The sequence below is a fragment of the Opitutus sp. genome (assembly GCA_024998815.1).
Taxonomy (GTDB): domain Bacteria; phylum Verrucomicrobiota; class Verrucomicrobiia; order Opitutales; family Opitutaceae; genus Rariglobus.
This window is the reverse complement of the sequence record JACEUQ010000001.1, coordinates 843,521-857,809: the sequence shown is the minus strand read 5'-3', so window position 1 is coordinate 857,809 and position 14,289 is coordinate 843,521. Positions and strand designations below refer to the sequence as shown.

General features: G+C 62.5%; 14 protein-coding genes. 5 read left to right on the top strand and 9 right to left on the bottom strand.

The window, feature by feature from the left end:
* Positions 1-50: 50 nt before the first annotated feature.
* Complete coding sequence (locus tag H2170_03690) at positions 51-1,844, bottom strand: ABC transporter ATP-binding protein (GenBank protein ID MCS6299192.1); 1,794 nt, start codon at positions 1,842-1,844, stop codon at positions 51-53.
* A 191-nt stretch (positions 1,845-2,035) separates the two neighbouring features.
* On the opposite strand from H2170_03690, the gene H2170_03685 reads away from it, so the two are divergent.
* Complete coding sequence (locus H2170_03685; GenBank protein MCS6299191.1) at positions 2,036-2,278, top strand: hypothetical protein; 243 nt, start codon at positions 2,036-2,038, stop codon at positions 2,276-2,278.
* 196 nt (positions 2,279-2,474) lie between these two features.
* On the opposite strand, the gene H2170_03680 is transcribed toward H2170_03685, so the two are convergent.
* The 5 genes from H2170_03680 to H2170_03660 form a co-directional block, all read right to left on the bottom strand.
* Complete coding sequence (locus tag H2170_03680; GenBank protein ID MCS6299190.1) at positions 2,475-3,392, bottom strand: efflux RND transporter periplasmic adaptor subunit; 918 nt, start codon at positions 3,390-3,392, stop codon at positions 2,475-2,477.
* Between the two features lie 18 nt (positions 3,393-3,410).
* A complete protein-coding gene (locus H2170_03675; GenBank protein MCS6299189.1) occupies positions 3,411-4,181 on the bottom strand; it encodes an ABC transporter ATP-binding protein in 771 nt (256 codons plus the stop codon).
* Positions 4,178-5,320 (bottom strand): ABC transporter permease, encoded by a 1,143-nt coding sequence (locus H2170_03670; protein ID MCS6299188.1) that lies wholly within the window; start codon positions 5,318-5,320, stop codon positions 4,178-4,180. The genes H2170_03675 and H2170_03670 overlap by 4 nt, the downstream gene beginning before the upstream one ends.
* 254 nt (positions 5,321-5,574) lie before the next feature.
* Positions 5,575-6,318, bottom strand: a complete 744-nt coding sequence (locus H2170_03665; protein MCS6299187.1) for a response regulator transcription factor — start codon at positions 6,316-6,318, stop codon at positions 5,575-5,577.
* Positions 6,315-7,076 carry a histidine kinase gene (locus H2170_03660; protein MCS6299186.1) on the bottom strand — a complete coding sequence of 254 codons (762 nt, stop codon included), beginning with the start codon at positions 7,074-7,076 and terminating at the stop codon, positions 6,315-6,317. Before H2170_03660 ends, H2170_03665 begins: the two co-directional genes overlap by 4 nt.
* Positions 7,077-7,576: 500 nt before the next feature.
* On the opposite strand from H2170_03660, the gene H2170_03655 reads away from it, so the two are divergent.
* The 4 genes from H2170_03655 (at position 7,577) to phnE (ending at position 10,665) form a co-directional block, all read left to right on the top strand.
* Entirely contained in the window at positions 7,577-7,765 is a 189-nt protein-coding gene (locus H2170_03655; GenBank protein ID MCS6299185.1) for a hypothetical protein, read from the top strand.
* Positions 7,766-8,060: 295 nt separating this feature from the next.
* On the top strand, positions 8,061-9,005 hold the full coding sequence (locus tag H2170_03650) for a phosphate/phosphite/phosphonate ABC transporter substrate-binding protein (protein ID MCS6299184.1): 945 nt from the start codon (positions 8,061-8,063) through the stop codon (positions 9,003-9,005).
* Positions 9,002-9,745 carry an ATP-binding cassette domain-containing protein gene (locus H2170_03645; protein MCS6299183.1) on the top strand — a complete coding sequence of 248 codons (744 nt, stop codon included), beginning with the start codon at positions 9,002-9,004 and terminating at the stop codon, positions 9,743-9,745. The genes H2170_03650 and H2170_03645 overlap by 4 nt, the downstream gene beginning before the upstream one ends.
* Positions 9,742-10,665, top strand: coding sequence for a phosphonate ABC transporter, permease protein PhnE (gene phnE / locus H2170_03640; GenBank protein MCS6299182.1), 924 nt, complete (start codon positions 9,742-9,744; stop codon positions 10,663-10,665). The genes H2170_03645 and phnE overlap by 4 nt, the downstream gene beginning before the upstream one ends.
* 164 nt (positions 10,666-10,829) lie before the next feature.
* Here the strand turns inward: phnE and H2170_03635 are convergent, their stop codons facing one another.
* The 3 genes from H2170_03635 to H2170_03625 form a co-directional block, all read right to left on the bottom strand.
* A complete protein-coding gene (locus tag H2170_03635) occupies positions 10,830-12,419 on the bottom strand; it encodes a transposase (protein MCS6299181.1) in 1,590 nt (529 codons plus the stop codon).
* Positions 12,420-12,604: 185 nt separating this feature from the next.
* The gene (locus H2170_03630) at positions 12,605-13,072 is read right to left on the bottom strand and encodes an MEKHLA domain-containing protein (protein MCS6299180.1); all 468 of its coding nucleotides are present in this window, start codon (positions 13,070-13,072) and stop codon (positions 12,605-12,607) included.
* A 46-nt stretch (positions 13,073-13,118) separates the two neighbouring features.
* On the bottom strand, positions 13,119-13,874 hold the full coding sequence (locus H2170_03625) for a YdcF family protein (GenBank protein ID MCS6299179.1): 756 nt from the start codon (positions 13,872-13,874) through the stop codon (positions 13,119-13,121).
* Between the last annotated feature and the right edge of the window lie 415 nt (positions 13,875-14,289).

The following is a 14,289-nucleotide window of genomic DNA, read 5'->3' as shown; positions in this document are numbered from 1 at the left end:
GTTCACATCAGGTGTTTTGTAGATTCGAGAAAAGTAATGGTTGCTCGTGGTTACGCTAGCTTGGGCAAGCCGCGGGTTTGCAATTCCATCAGACGCGCGAAATGGCCAGTGGGTCTAGCTAGCAAGGCCGACACTGAACCATCTTCGATAATTCGGCCGCGTTGGAACACCAAGACGCGGTCCACCCCGCGCAGCGTTGAAAGTCGGTGGGCGACGATGAAGGTGGTGCGGCCTTGGCAGAGTATATCGAGGTCGTCCTGAAGGCGCGCTTCTGTCTCCAAGTCGAGGGCGCTGGTCGGCTCGTCGAGGATGACAATACGCGGATCGCGCAGAAAGACCCGGGCCAAGGCGATGCGCTGGCGTTGACCACCCGATAACCTACCACCGCGTTCGCCGCAAAGGGTGTCGTAGCCGCGCTCCAGTTTACGGATAAAGTCGTCGGCTTGCGCCTTCGTGGCGGCCATTTCGATTTCGGCATCGGTGGCGGTCGGTCGGCCAAAGCGGATGTTTTCACGGACGCTGGTGTTCCATATAAACGCATCTTGTCCCATGATCGCAACCGAGCGGCGTAACGCACGCAGGCCGATGTCGGCGATCGGCTGGTCGTCGTAACGAATGTCTCCCTTATCAGGCTGATAAAAGCCCATCAATAGGTCGAGCAGTGTGCTCTTGCCTGCACCGGTCTCTCCAACCAAACCGATGCGCTGGCCGGCGGGGATGTGGAGGTTGATGTCGACCATCGTGGGTGTGCCTGTATCAGCGCCGGGATAGCGGAACGAGACGTTGCGCAGGGTCAGCTCACCGCGCAGGACGGGCGGTTGCGCGCTCTGGCCGTCGGGCCGGTAGCCTTCCAATTCCTGCGAGTCGAGAATGGCCAACATAGCCTCCAAACCGGGCTTGGCCTGCATCCACGCGTCGTAGGCACCGAAGAATGACTGAAACCCTCCACGTACAAAACCCAACATGCCGGCGAAGGCGACCAGCGAGCCCAACGGGAGCGAGTTGTTCAGATAAAGTAGGCCGCCTACGCACCACACGACCACGCCCAGGTATTCACCGATCATTTGCATGCCCATCATCACCCAGCGCATCGTCACGCTTGCTTCGATGCCGCTGCCGCGCACGCGCTCGATGACCTCGGCTAACTCGGCGGCGGCGATCTCCTCGTTGCCCAAGCTCTTGGTCACCCTCATTCCGCCGATGAACTCGACCACGCGGGCGGAAAAATCCTCGCCGGTCTGCTGTACTCTCTGGTTCAGCCGCTCCAGTCGCCGACGTACGCCGCGGATTACAAGCACTTGCGCTGGTACGGCCAACAGGGTGATCGCAGCCAGCAGCGGACTCAGCCAGGCCAGATAGACCAGCGCGCCTAGTCCCAGGGTGATGGAAACAATCAAGTACCCGGACAAGTTAACCAAAAACGCCTCCACCCGGCCCAAATCTACGGTGACTTGATTGGCCAGCGCACCGGCGCCCCTTCGGGTGAAAAACCCGAGCGACATGCGTTGGAGCTGATCGACGAGCAAGCGACGCAGGCGAGCGGTGGAGGCTCGCACCAAGCGTTGGCTGAAGGCGAACGCCTTCACGGTAAACCATGCGTGCAACGGCCAAAGCGCGAGGTTGGCTAACGCGTAAATTCCGATCCATCTGATGCGTTCCTCCGAGGTCAACGCAGTGTTCTGTAAAATATGGTCAACCAAGATGCCCACGCCTGCATAGAACGGCAGGTAGCTGAGCGATTGCAGGATCTGGAAAACGACTGCGGCGCGGAGTAGGCCATCATCAAAACGAATTAGCGTCCACAGGCGCTGGAGGGGCGTGGCGGGATGATCGCGCGTTTGCATCGTGAGACAACAGCTCAGTCGTCAGGCCGAGTTCAAAACAATTGTATCAATTCAATAAACTGGATTTTGCTTTTACAAATCGGCCGTATTCACGGGTGAACAATCGCTACGGCTGGCCACACTATATCGAGCGTGTCCAACGTGAACGGAGCAGCCGGGCTGCTTGCTTGGGCTGGCGCTGACGCGTGAAAATGTCTTTGCGGTTTCCCACCGTGCGCGCCCTCCAAGTCTGTGGGCGCTTCGACGACGCCCATCGCGTGGCCCATGCGTTTATTTCAACCGTGGCGCGAAACCTCGCGACGACCGGCGATCTGTGGGAAAAGTACAACGCCGACACCGGCGATATTCAGGTGCGCAACGAGTACAAGATGCCCGCGATGATGGGGTGGACTGCCGGTGTTTGCGCGGCGCTCGCCGAACCCAGCCGCGCTTGAATACGGGTGACTGCGGAACCTCACCCGTCTCCGAGAGGGGGGAGGTAAATTGAGTTATGCCGTTCAGAATGGCTATCAGGATAAGGGCAGTCCGTGAGCGCACACATTGCCGGCGTTGCTCTTCGCTGTGGTGCCCAGGGCTCTTCGCTTTGCGCATAGCGCTGGGCGAGTGCGAAGCGGGGCTGCAGAGGGGGATTTATGGCGTGGCGGCGGCTGGCGGCAGGGTAGTTTCCTCGATGAAGAGGTCCATCTGCTGGCCGACGTAGAGGGGCCGGACGGGGTCGACAGGAAAGGTGTAGATCACTTGGAGGACGCGGGTGTCCACGCGTTCGGAACTGGAGCCGGTGAGATTACGCTTGGGGATGACGTAGGGCTCGATGCGGAGGAAGGTGAGGGGAATGGGCCTTTGGGTATCACCTTTAAGGTAGCCGGTGGCGGGGCCGCCGGGGTGTACGCGAGTGGCGAGTTGTTCGTCTACGTCGGCGCGGAGTTGGAGTTGGTCGATGGCACCGAGCAGGAGGGGCGGGGTGGCGGAGCCGGGGGTGGCGTATTCGCCGGTGCGGGTGTTGAGCTGGAGGATGGTGCCTGCGACAGGGGCGCGGACGGTGAGGCGTTCTAGGAGTGTCTGAGTTTGGGTGAGTTTGGCGCGGGCGGAGGCGACGCGGGCTTCCTGGATGGCGAGCTCGTCGAGACGGGTGTCGGCTTCGTCGGCGGAGATGACTCGGTTGGCGCGGAGGGCTTCGGTGAGGGCGGATTGCCGGCGGGTGGAGGCGAGTTGGGCTTCTTGGACGCGGAGTTCGGCGTCGAGGGCGGGGAGTTGGGCGCGGAGTTCGCGGTCGTCGAGTTGGAGGAGAGGCGCGCCAACGTTGACCTTGTCCCAGACTTTTACGTGGACGTGGGTGACGAGGGCGGCGACGGGGACGCCGATGGCGGTGTTTTCGAGGAGGGCTTCGACCATGCCGGAGGCGCTGATGCCGCGGGGGATGGCTTTAACGGCAGGGGCAAGCGGGGGCTGGGGCATGGGCGCTTCCGTAGTGGTCTTACGGACGAGGAGGATGACGCCGACGATGCCAAAGAGGGCGAGCCAGAGGGTGATTTTTTTGAGGAGAAACATGCGCAAAAAGGGTCGTGCTCAGGCGTGGGAGTAGCGGTGGGCGGCGGCGATCGCGGCAGGGGTGTGGAGCACACGGATGATTCGGCCATCCTCCATCTCAGCCATACAGTCGGCGTAGCGGTAGATGCGGGGGTCGTGGGTCACGACGATGATGGTGCGGCGGCCGTCCCGGGCGATGCCACGGAGGAGGTCCATGACTTGGTGGCCGGTGACGGAATCAAGGGCGGAAGTGGGTTCGTCACAGACTATGAGGGCGGGGTCGTGGACGAGAGCACGGGCGATGGCGACGCGTTGTTGTTGTCCACCGGAGAGACGATTGGGGAGTTCGCCGGCTTTGTCGCTGAGGCCGACGCGGGCGAGCATCTCGCGGGCGCGAGGAAGGGAGTTGGCAGCAGAGAGGCCCTGGATACGGAGGGGGACGGCGACGTTTTCGGCGGCGGTGAGGGTAGGAAGAAGGTTGAATTGCTGGAAAACGAAGCCGACGTGGGTGGCGCGAAAACGGGTGACGCGGTCAGGAGGGAGGAGGGATAGGGGTTGACCGAAGGCTTCGATGTGACCGGCGTCGGCTTGTAGGGTGCCGCAGAGGACGGAGAGGAGTGTGGTCTTGCCGCAACCGGAGGGCCCGACAAGGAGCATCATCTCGCCGGCGAAGGCGGTTAAGTCGACTTGCTTAAGGACGGGTGTGACTTGGTCGCCATTGCGAAAAGATTTGTCCACGGCGCGGAGGTGGACGGCGGGGAGGCCCGGGGTGGGGAAGGCGGTGGTTTCGGCGGGAGTTGTGATGCTCATGAACGGAAGACGATGGCGGGTTCGATGCGGGAGACGCGAAGGACGCTCAGGAGCGCGGCCCCCATGCAGATGAAGAGAACGGCGCAGAGCACGCACACGGGCACGGGCCAGAGCAGAAGGAGGGGAACGCGACCGACGGGGAGAGCGGCGAAGAATGCGCTCATTACACCGACACCAAGGCCGAAGCCGGTGAGGCCAACGATCAATGCTTGGACGAGGATCATGGCGGCGAGGGTGCCGTTGCTGGAGCCCATGGCTTTGAGGGCGCCGAGGTAGCGGGTGTTTTCCAGGACGAAGGCGTAAAACGTCTGGCCGGAGATGGCCACGCCGATGACGAAGCCGATGACGACTATGAGGCCAACGACGAAGGGGATGGGGCTGTATTTGAGCATGAACAGCTCGCTCATGTGTTTGAACTCGGCTTCGGAGACGGCTTTTAGGCCGGTGGCTTGGGTGATGGCGCGGCAGACCTCGGGCGTGGAGAGGCCGACCTGGGGAGCAGCGAGGACGTGGGTGAGCATTTTACGCTGGCTGGGGGCGTAGTCTTTGGCGCGGTCCCAGGTCGTGTAGATGGAGGTGGCTCCGACTATGCCCTGGCTGAGGGAGGCTACACCTACGATGCGGGCGCGACGGTCGTTCATCTCGAAGATGTCGCCGAGTTTGAGTTCTTTTCCGCGCAGGGCTTTGACCTGCAAAATGAAGTTGGCGTCCACGATGACGCTTTCGGCCATGCGGAGGTCGAGCACGTTACCCGAGAGTAGTGTGTTGGGTGCACCGACGAGGGTGTTGGCATCGATGCCGATGAGGGTGACCTGTTGGGAGGAGCCGCCGTCGCCGAGGAGTTTGGCGGTGGCTCCGCCGATGTAGAGAGGGGCGGCCCAGGCGACGCCTTCGACGGAGCGGACGCGGTCCACGTCGGTGTCGCGGAGGGGTTGGTTGTCGGCGATCTGCTGGACGAGCGGATCGAAGACCCAGATGGGGGCGCGGACGTTGGCGAGCGTGGCGTAGGAGAAACTGAGGATGCCGAAGAAGAGGGCGAAGCCCTGGGTCATCAAGATGGTGGCGAAGGCGATGCCGCTGATGAGCATGGCGTATCTGGCGCGGTCGCCAAAGAGCATCTTGAGGGCGATGTCGACCATGGGGACTTAGACGCCGATTTGGTCGGTGGTGACGGCCCAGGTGTCGCTGGCGGCGGCGAGGGTGTGAGCGAGGAGCGGGCGCAAAACCAGGAGCAAAAAGCGGCGAAAAACGGAAGGGACGGAGGGCATTTATCCATCTTGCGGAGAACCGGGCGTGCCCCGCCAAGACTTAGGGATAAAGCAGGGGGAATTTGCCGCTAGGTACCGGAATTTGGGGATAGACGCCGCTTGGCTCCGACCCTGAAAGGCACGCTTCAACGCAGGCGCTGCTGCAAATCCCGCAAGCTGCGGGTGAGGGGAAGGCGGGCGCCGGACTTGAGGATGACGACGTATTCGTCGCCTGCTATGAGCTGGATCTCGTGCACTTGGTTCAGGTTGACGATAGTCGAGCGGCTGGTGCGGAAAAAGTGGCGCGGGTCGAGCTCGGTCTCGAGCACGGTTAGAGTGCGGCGCAGCACATGGTTGCCGCCGGCGGTGTGGAGGATGGCGTAGTTGGCGGCAGCATCGATCCAGTCGATCTCGTCGGCTCGCACGACGTGGTAACGCTCGTTATTTTTTACGAGGAAGCGTTCCAGCGGAGCGGTGTAGGGCGGGAGCGGTTTGGTTTCGGCCGCCTCGGCGTTGGCGGCACGGGCGGCGAGGCGAGCGCGGGCGCGAGAGAGGGCGTCGGCGAAGCGGTCGGGGGGGCAGGGCTTTAAAAGGTAGTCGAAGGCTTCGACGGCGAAGGCGTCGAGGGCGTGTTCGCGGTGTGCGGTGAGGAAGATGGCGAGGGGCATCCATTCGTCGCGCACGGCGCGCAGAACTTCGATTCCGTTGGGGGCGGGCATCTCGATATCGAGAAATACGAGGTCGGGGCGGAGTTCGCCGATGAGGCGGATGGCCTCGGTGCCGTCGCCGGCTTCGCCGACGAGTTCGACGTCGGTCTCGGCGGCGAGTAGGCGGCGAAGGCGAGCGCGGGCGGGAGGCTCGTCGTCAACGATGAGGATGCGCAGGTTCATACGGCGACGGCTCGTAAAGGAAGTTCGACGGTGGCGAGAGCACCGCCGGGGCCGGTTTTGAGGGAGAAGGAGTGGTCGTCACCGTAAAGCGCGGCGAGGCGGTTGCGAGTGTTGTTAAGGCCGATGCTGCCGGAGGAAGCGACCGAGGAGGCGGAGGGTGTAGGGCGCGGGTCGAGGTGATGTTGGGTTTGCGCGCCGGGTCCGTCGTCGGCGACTTCGAGGTGCAAGCGATGGCCGTGGAGGCGGGCGCGCAAGGTGACGAGGCCCGGTCGGGTGTGGGGCGCGATGCCGTGGACGATGGCGTTTTCTACCAGGGGTTGGAGGAGCAGCGTGGGCACGGCGGCGGTGAGGGTGTCGGGGTTTATCTCGAGTTTGAGGGTGAGACGGTCGGCGAAGCGAATGCGCTGGATGTCGAGGTAACGTTCGACCAGCGCGAGCTCCTCGGCGAGGGTGACTTCACGGCGTTCGCCGGAGTCGAGGACAGAGCGGAGCAGGTCGCACACCGAGCACAGCATGGCGTCGGCCTGACGCGGGTTTTCGTGGATGAGGCTGGAGACGGCGTTGAGGGAGTTGAAGAGGAAGTGGGGGTTGAGCTGCATTTGCAGCGCCATGAGGCGGCTCTCGGCCGCACGGGCCTCGGCGAGGAGTGCGCGGCGTTCACGCTCCATGCTTTTTTCGTGATAGGCGAGCGCGTGGCTGGCGGCGATGAGGACGGCGTAGATGGGAAAGGCAAAGCGAGCGACCACGCCGCGAAACATCTCGTCGGAGATAAGCTTGTGACATCGAGCGACGGCACGTTCGGGTTGTCCGAAGGCGTTAGAATCGGAAACTTAATCAGGCCGGCGAGGAGGGCGTGTTGGGCCAGCACACCGAGTGAAAAGGCGATGCCTAGGCCGATCACGAGGTGCAGAGGAAGGGACCACAGCCAAGTGCGGGCGTTGATCTGCACGCGGTGGCCCAGCCAAATGACGGCGGGGGCGAGAATCATCCACGGCACCCAGTCTAAGACGGCCAGTCCGAAGGAGCTGCGCCAATGGGGGCCGGGCGCGAGGGTTTGCAACACCAGTAACACGGTGATAGCCCCCAAGACCACCGGAAGAATGAGTTTAACGAGCGGTCCTCGCTCCGAAGCAGGGGAGGGGTGGGCGGGGGCTTTCACGGCGGAAGGGTGTAGAAGGAGCCGTGAGGGAGTCACGCAGAACCGGCTGACGGCCCCGTTTACCTCGCCGTCGAGTGGCGCGAGTCGACCCTTCAATTTATCTACTCGCTCGACGCCGTCTTGTGGCAGCCAATCGGCCCTGCGTTCGCCGCCGCCGAACTCTCCGACGAAGCGGGAGGGGCACTGCGTTTCACGGGAACCATGATCGGCCTTTATGCCCAAGATTTGACGGGCGACGGCATCACTGCCGACTTTGATTATTTAGCTTACGCAGAGGCTTCATTTTAAGCATAACACTGTAGCCTATAAGGTTACGGTTCTCTTTCGGGGCGCGGAAAGTGGCAATTAAAAAATGGGGAAGTGTAGAACCGTTCGCCCCTCTCAGCAGAAGTTACGGAATTCCCGCCCTCAACTCCTTTGGTCGACATAAACCGTGCTACGTCTGAAAAGCGCGCAGTTTACCCGTAAATCCACGCAGCCTACGCGTTTTTTGCCCTGCTCTTTTCCCTAGATTCCCGTCAAAGATATGAATTGAGACTTGCTCTCAGTTGAGGCGGTGGCATCGCTCATGGGTATCATTCTCATGAAATCATTCCGCTTTTTTACCGGTCGCCGCTTTCTCGCTTTGGCATGTTGGATCGGTTTGGCTTTGGGGGGCGCGGCGCTCACCCCGGTCGCGGTAGCTGCACCCGACGCTGCGTCCGGGCTGTCGCTCGCCAAGCTCGTCGTGGCCCTCAAGCCCGATAAAAACCCCGAGCTCATGCTTCAGGAAAAGCGCGCGCTGGAGGGCTTCCTTACACGCGAGGTGGGCCGTCCGGTCGAGGTGGTGATTCCGCTGTCTGCCGCTACGATTTTAGAAGGCTTGGCCAATGGTTCAATCGACCTCGGCTATCTGAGTGCCACTGACATGGTCAACGCCCGTAACCGCAGTATCGCCCGCGTGTTGCTGGCGGGCGAGTTCGCCGATGGCCGTACCGCTTACGATAGCTACTGGGTGGTGAAAAAAGATTCGCCGCACCGCTCGATCGCCGACCTTCGCGGCCGCCCCGTGGCGTTTGCCAGTAAGACCAGCACCTCCGGGTTCGTCATCCCGCTGCTCGACCTGCGCAGTCGTGGCCTGATCGGCGAGGATGGTAACGCCGAGGCGTTTTTTGGCCGGGGCAACCTCTATTTCGGTGTCGGTTATGTGTCCGCCATCGAGCGCGTTCTGGCCGGTGACGCCGAGGCCGCCGCAGTGAGTTACTACGTGCTCGATCGGGATAAGCACCTCTCCGCCGACCAACGTTCGCAGTTGCGCGTGTTGCAAAAACAGGGACCCGTGCCCAGTCACGTCATCGCCGTGCGCGCCTCGCTCGGCGACGCCGATATCGCGCTGCTGCGCTCCGCCGTTCTTGGGCTCAACACCCCGGAGCAATCCGTCCTGCGCGACAAACTTTTCACCACCCGCTTGGTGCCCGTTGACGAGGCCGCCCACCTGGCTCCTCTTGCCGACGGACTTGCGTTGGCTGGTCGTGCGCTCCGCCAGTGAATTCAGCCGACTTCACTTCCGCATTAACAGCCAAGCCGACCTCGCCGCATGTGGTCGCGCGCGGACTCGGGCTTAAGCGCGGTGAGCGCTGGCTGTTTCGCGGTCTCGATTTGAGTGTGCCGCGCGGCAGTTTTGTCGCCGTGGTCGGGCCCTCCGGCATCGGTAAATCCAGTTTCCTTGCCTGCCTGGCCGGCCTGCTCGCCCCGACCGAGGGGCAGCTTGAAATCCACGATGCGGCCGGCCGTAGTCACGCCCCCGGTGGCGTGCCCGGGGCGACTGGCGTGGTGTTTCAAAATAACCTGCTGGTGCCCACCAGTTCCCTGTTGTCCAATGTGTTGTGTGGCCGCCTAGGGCGCTATCCGTGGTGGCGCACGGTGTTCGGCCTGCCACGGGCCGAGCGCGAATTGGCCTACCGCATCCTGTGCGATCTCGGCCTAGGCGAAAAGGTGCACCGCTGGGTCTGTGAAACCTCCGGCGGTGAACAACAGCGCACGGCCATCGCGCGCGCCTTGTTTCAAGAACCGGCACTCTACTTGGCCGATGAACCCGTCTCCAACCTCGATACCTACCTGACCGGGCGTGTCCTCGGGATCTTGCGCCAAGAAGCCGCCCGACATGGCCGCACGGTTTTTTGCGTGCTCCACAACCCCCAGCTGGTGGACCGTTTTGCCGAGCTCGTCCTCAGCTTTGACCCGTCCGGCGACGGCGCGTGGAAACTCCGGAAAGTGGCCTCCCGATGAACGCCCGCGACCCGTCCCTTCCGCCCCCTTCGAACGCCCCGTCTTCCTCCCCGTTGGCGGGTCTCGAACCCGTCCACGGTCCGTCCGGCAGTGCGTCCCTAGCCAGTCCGCCCGAGCCGCCTCGGTTACCCGAACTTCGCTGGTATGAACGGCTCAATGTGCTGGGGGTTTCCCTGATCATTTTCCTGCTCGCCTGCGCCGCCTCGACCCCGGCGCTGCGTGGGTCCGGCCGTCAGCTCGACTATGTGGGCAACTTGCGACGTTTCCTCGGTTACTTTGTGCCGCCGGATTTTTCGGTTTGGCCGGAGACCCTGCGCGCGCTCGGTGAAACCGCGCAGATCGCGGTCATGGCGACGGCCTTTGCCATTGTGCTCGCGCTCCCGCTCGGGGTGGCCGGCGCCCGCACACTCGCCCCGCGTTGGCTGGTGAGCGTCTCGCGCATGCTGCTCAATGTTATCCGCACGGTGCCCAGCCTGATCTGGGCGCTCATCGGCGTGGCCATCGTGGGGGCCAATCCTCTGGCTGGGGTGATCGGGCTGACGTTTTACAGCGTGGGGTATTTGGGGAAATTTTTCAGCGACGCGTTTGAGTCGGTGGATTTGGAGGTCGCCCGGGGACTGCGCGCGATTGGTGCCAGTCGCCTGCAGGCCTTCCAGCACGGTGTGTGGCCGCACGCCAAGCCGCTGGTCTGGAGCTACGTGCTGTGGATGATCGAGTACAATCTGCGCTCGGCTGCGATCATCGGTTATGTCGGCGCCGGTGGCCTCGGCGTGCAACTGGCCGGATACCAAGAATATTACCAATGGGAAAAGTTCGCCACGGTGCTCCTGTTTATCCTGGTGCTGGTGACGACCCTCGACGTGCTCGGCGAGTGGATTCGCAGCCGCATCACCCGTAAACTGCCCCGCTCCCGGGCCTGACCGCTGGCGGCAATGGATGAACCAGTGATGGCGTTAGTCTTCGCGCAACTTCAGGAGCCCTCGCGGTTAAGCCTAAATCCGGCAATAGAAAGTGCGGCCGGCGGGCGTTGCCCGTCGGATAGATGAGGGTGGAGAGTGCTGCGGCAGGCTGAACGGAAGCGCGATCAGCTTGGGGCGGTGGCCAAAGGCGGTTCAGGGCCGAGTACAGGGAAGTTTTCCTGTAAAATCCTCGCTACGATTTGCCCCCAGCGCTGGGCGACACTCCATTGCTCCGCATTATGAAGGATACCATGTAACCATCTGGCCAGCTTTGTGATGAGTTCACTCAGGCGAGGTGCCTCGGCATGGCTCAAGCGCACGTCCAGGCGGCGTTGACCGGAGTGTTCGCTCTGCCGGGTCGCTCCGCAGAGCAGACGGGGACGTGTACTCACCGCCTCGTGGTGCTGACCGGGTTGAAGCAGGCGGTGATAGAGCGTCCACCAGTTGTAAACCAGTGCGGCCAAACGCGCGGCGTGCTGACAGGAGTTTAGCTCCTGGGAGGTAAACCCCGACCAGCTCCACTGGTTCTTGAGCTCGTCGAAGGGGTTTTCCGCGCCCCCACGTTCCCGATACAGGGTGGCAAGGGTAAGGATCTCGTAGGGCAGGCTCGTAACGAGGATCTGATGTTCGTAGATGATCGGCTCGCAGGCGGCCGCGTCGGGGATGTTCAGCAGCAAAGCGTGGTCGGCTTGCTCGCGCACGAGGCGGCGGCGGGCCCGGGGGTGGCGTTGGTCGTTGAGGCGACGGCGCAAGACCACCACACGTCGGGCCCGGTTCCAGCCTTGCAGGCGCAGGCAGCTTTCGCAGCCCTGCCAGCCTTGTCCGGCGTCGGTCCAAGCGGTGGTGGTGGTGCGTTCAAGCGCGGCCACCAGCTCGCGGGCCTTGGCGGTGCGGCGCAGTTTGAACAAATAGTTGAGTTTACGCGCTTCAGCTTCACTGAGCAGCGCCTCCTGGCCATAGGCGCAGTCACCGCGCAAAAGATGGGGCCGGCGCTCGGCTGGCAGTCGGTCGATGAGCGCCCACAGCCCCGCAAAACCATGTCCGGCGGCGGATTGATCGCCGGGGTGCACCTCCACGTCCAGACACAGGCGCAAGGTGGCGATCCAGTAGGTGTGGTAGGCGTGGCTGGGGCGTCCGGGCTTTTGCGGGTTATAGCCGATGCTGGCACCTTCCTGACGTCCATAGATGGGCTTGATGGTGACATCGATGTCGAGGATCCACTGGTTATCCAAAAACCCATGACAGGTTTGGTCGAGGTGACGCCGCAACCAGTCCTGCCCCTGCTCGGCACCGATGCGAGCCAGCGCCCGGCGCACACAATCCTCGCTGACAATCGACTTAAGTCCGAGCAGGCTCGGGGCAATGTCGTCGCCGCGCAGGGCCGCGAGGTGCGCGTAGCGATAGTGCCCGGAGAGCATCCCCAAAAGCAGGGTTCCAATCACGTCGCGAGGGCGGTGTGCGCGGTTGCTGCTGTAACAAAGCGGCGTGTCCGCAACCAGTGCCTCGAAGCCTCCTGTCGCACACAAGTACTGCGTGAAAAACACCAGTGCCCCCAAGGGGCTCACCGGCAACTCTGGGGCGAACTGCGCACGAAAACGTCCTCCGGGTGTATCCACAATCAACACCTCGGCGGCATCGCTTGGCGTTGCCTTGTGATCAGGGTTTTCTGACTCACCCTCGGGGTGAGCTTTTTCCGGCGGTAAAAACGGCGGCATATGACAGCCAAACAATCACCTGCGTGATTTTTGGCTAGTTTCTATTGCCGGATTTAGGTTAAACGGAGCTCCGCAGTTGGCGGGGTAAACGGATGGGGGACCGTTTTTGTGTCATTTCGTGTTTTTTGTGGCCAATGGATTGAGGGGCGACCCACGGCACTCGTCGCGTCACCAAAACTCCGAACCTACAGCCACGTCCACGAGTTGAAACTGGCGGCTTGGCCGCAGGGCTGCCCGTCATCGGTGAGCAGGTTCCAAACGGTGGCCTGCGTGATGAGGAAGCGGCGGCCGGTTTTGGAGATGCGAACCCCCGAATAGTTATCAATAAAACCGTGGGCGCTCACCGCCGCCAAAAGCCGCGCGCGTTCTTCGCGGTTGGGCGCTTCCGCAGTCAGGCGAGACGGCGTTCGGGTAAACTCAGCCCAGCTCATTTCCCAGAGCGCCAGCGCGGTGGCGTTGCCATAATTCAAAACCGGATCGGCCTCCGTTCCGTGGGAAACGACAACAAACGGCGCCTCGTCGAGTGCCTGCACCAGTTCTGCGTCGGACGCTTGATCCTGAATGAGCTTCCGGCCGGTGAAGTGGGCGTAACTGCGCACCAGGCATTTGGCGTGTGCGGGGCTCAACCCAGTGGATTTAATCGACGGGTGCATATTGAAAGTACGGTGGGCTGTTAGGGGGGGGCCTGTTAAAAACGCATCAGGCCCGGCCCCGCAACCGTGACCAGCTTGCCCCGATATATTCGTAAACCGCCTTGGTGCTCCGCTCGAGCCCGCCGAGGTTCCAGCTGAGGAAATCCACCGGCCGCAGGCGGGGTGGGCGGGCCGCGTAATCGGTCGGGCAGGCGAGCACGTCGAGGCCCTGCACGCGGCACAACGCCATCGCCCGCGGCAGGTGCCAGGCGGAGGTGACCAACGCCACCGGCCCCCCGCCGACCACGCCGCGCAACGTGAGTGCCTCCTGTTCGGTATCCCGAGCGGTATCAATTTTGACAATGCGTTCGTCGGGCACGCCCAGAGCCACCGCCACCTCATGCAGGAGCGCAGCGTGGGTCGGACCTCCCTCGCGGTCGTCGCGCGGCCCGCTGACGACCAATTTGGCGTGGGGCAACTGCCGGACCAGCCGGACGCCCTCGACGATGCGCGCCAACGCCGAGGCACTCAGTTGCTGGTTGGCCGACCACCCCGGCTGAACGCAATGCCCGCCGCCAAGAACGGCGACAAAGTGGCAGCGCGAGAGCGCCGGGGGTGGCGGCGATTCGGCGGTGAGCACCGGTTGCGCAGGAAACTGGCCTTCGAGGCCGCGCACCAGCCACGTGCCAAAGCCGACGTTTCCGCAGGCCAGCAGCCAAACCCCGCCGCAAACGGCCAAGATCCGCCCCAGGGTGCGGCGGCGGCTGAAGCGCAGGAGCAAAAGCCCCGTTACGATCAGCACGATCGAGAAGGGGAGGGGCATGAGCCAAAAGCCGACGACTTTTTTTAACCAAAACAACATGGCGGCTACCGTGAGCGGTAACGGTGCGGTTTCCAGTTTTTTGCGCCCAGTAGGAAGGCAGTAACATTCAAAGTGTCGGATAAATACCAAGGCATTTTAGCCGCAAAAGAACGCAAGGAACGCAAAGAGCAAGCCAGGTATTTCTATGCGTTCTCTGCGTTCTTTCGCGGCTAAAATGATTGATGTTCGGCGTTGATTTTAAGGCGGTTCGGGATGCCGCATTTTAAATCTTACTACCAACCAGTGGGCAGTACCCTTCGAGTTTTCGGATCGAAAGTAGTGCGGTGCTTCAGCCCGCATCGGTTCCATCGCCCGGCCCGCCTATGCGGCCTTGATGCGCTTCGGATAACTTGAAACTCTGCCTGGGTTGTCCACC

What these genes read in the sequence shown, in the direction of transcription:
- H2170_03690 (MCS6299192.1), bottom strand. Translation starts at nt 1,844, where the DNA reads ATGCAAACGCGCGATCATCCCGCCACGCCCCTCCAGCGCCTGTGGACG.
- H2170_03685 (MCS6299191.1), top strand. Translation starts at nt 2,036, where the DNA reads ATGTCTTTGCGGTTTCCCACCGTGCGCGCCCTCCAAGTCTGTGGGCGC.
- H2170_03680 (MCS6299190.1), bottom strand. Translation starts at nt 3,392, where the DNA reads ATGTTTCTCCTCAAAAAAATCACCCTCTGGCTCGCCCTCTTTGGCATC.
- H2170_03675 (MCS6299189.1), bottom strand. Translation starts at nt 4,181, where the DNA reads ATGAGCATCACAACTCCCGCCGAAACCACCGCCTTCCCCACCCCGGGC.
- H2170_03670 (MCS6299188.1), bottom strand. Translation starts at nt 5,320, where the DNA reads ATGGTCGACATCGCCCTCAAGATGCTCTTTGGCGACCGCGCCAGATAC.
- H2170_03665 (MCS6299187.1), bottom strand. Translation starts at nt 6,318, where the DNA reads ATGAACCTGCGCATCCTCATCGTTGACGACGAGCCTCCCGCCCGCGCT.
- H2170_03660 (MCS6299186.1), bottom strand. Translation starts at nt 7,076, where the DNA reads ATGTTTCGCGGCGTGGTCGCTCGCTTTGCCTTTCCCATCTACGCCGTC.
- H2170_03650 (MCS6299184.1), top strand. Translation starts at nt 8,061, where the DNA reads ATGAAATCATTCCGCTTTTTTACCGGTCGCCGCTTTCTCGCTTTGGCA.
- phnE (MCS6299182.1), top strand. Translation starts at nt 9,742, where the DNA reads ATGAACGCCCGCGACCCGTCCCTTCCGCCCCCTTCGAACGCCCCGTCT.
- H2170_03635 (MCS6299181.1), bottom strand. Translation starts at nt 12,419, where the DNA reads ATGCCGCCGTTTTTACCGCCGGAAAAAGCTCACCCCGAGGGTGAGTCA.
- H2170_03630 (MCS6299180.1), bottom strand. Translation starts at nt 13,072, where the DNA reads ATGCACCCGTCGATTAAATCCACTGGGTTGAGCCCCGCACACGCCAAA.
- H2170_03625 (MCS6299179.1), bottom strand. Translation starts at nt 13,874, where the DNA reads ATGCCCCTCCCCTTCTCGATCGTGCTGATCGTAACGGGGCTTTTGCTC.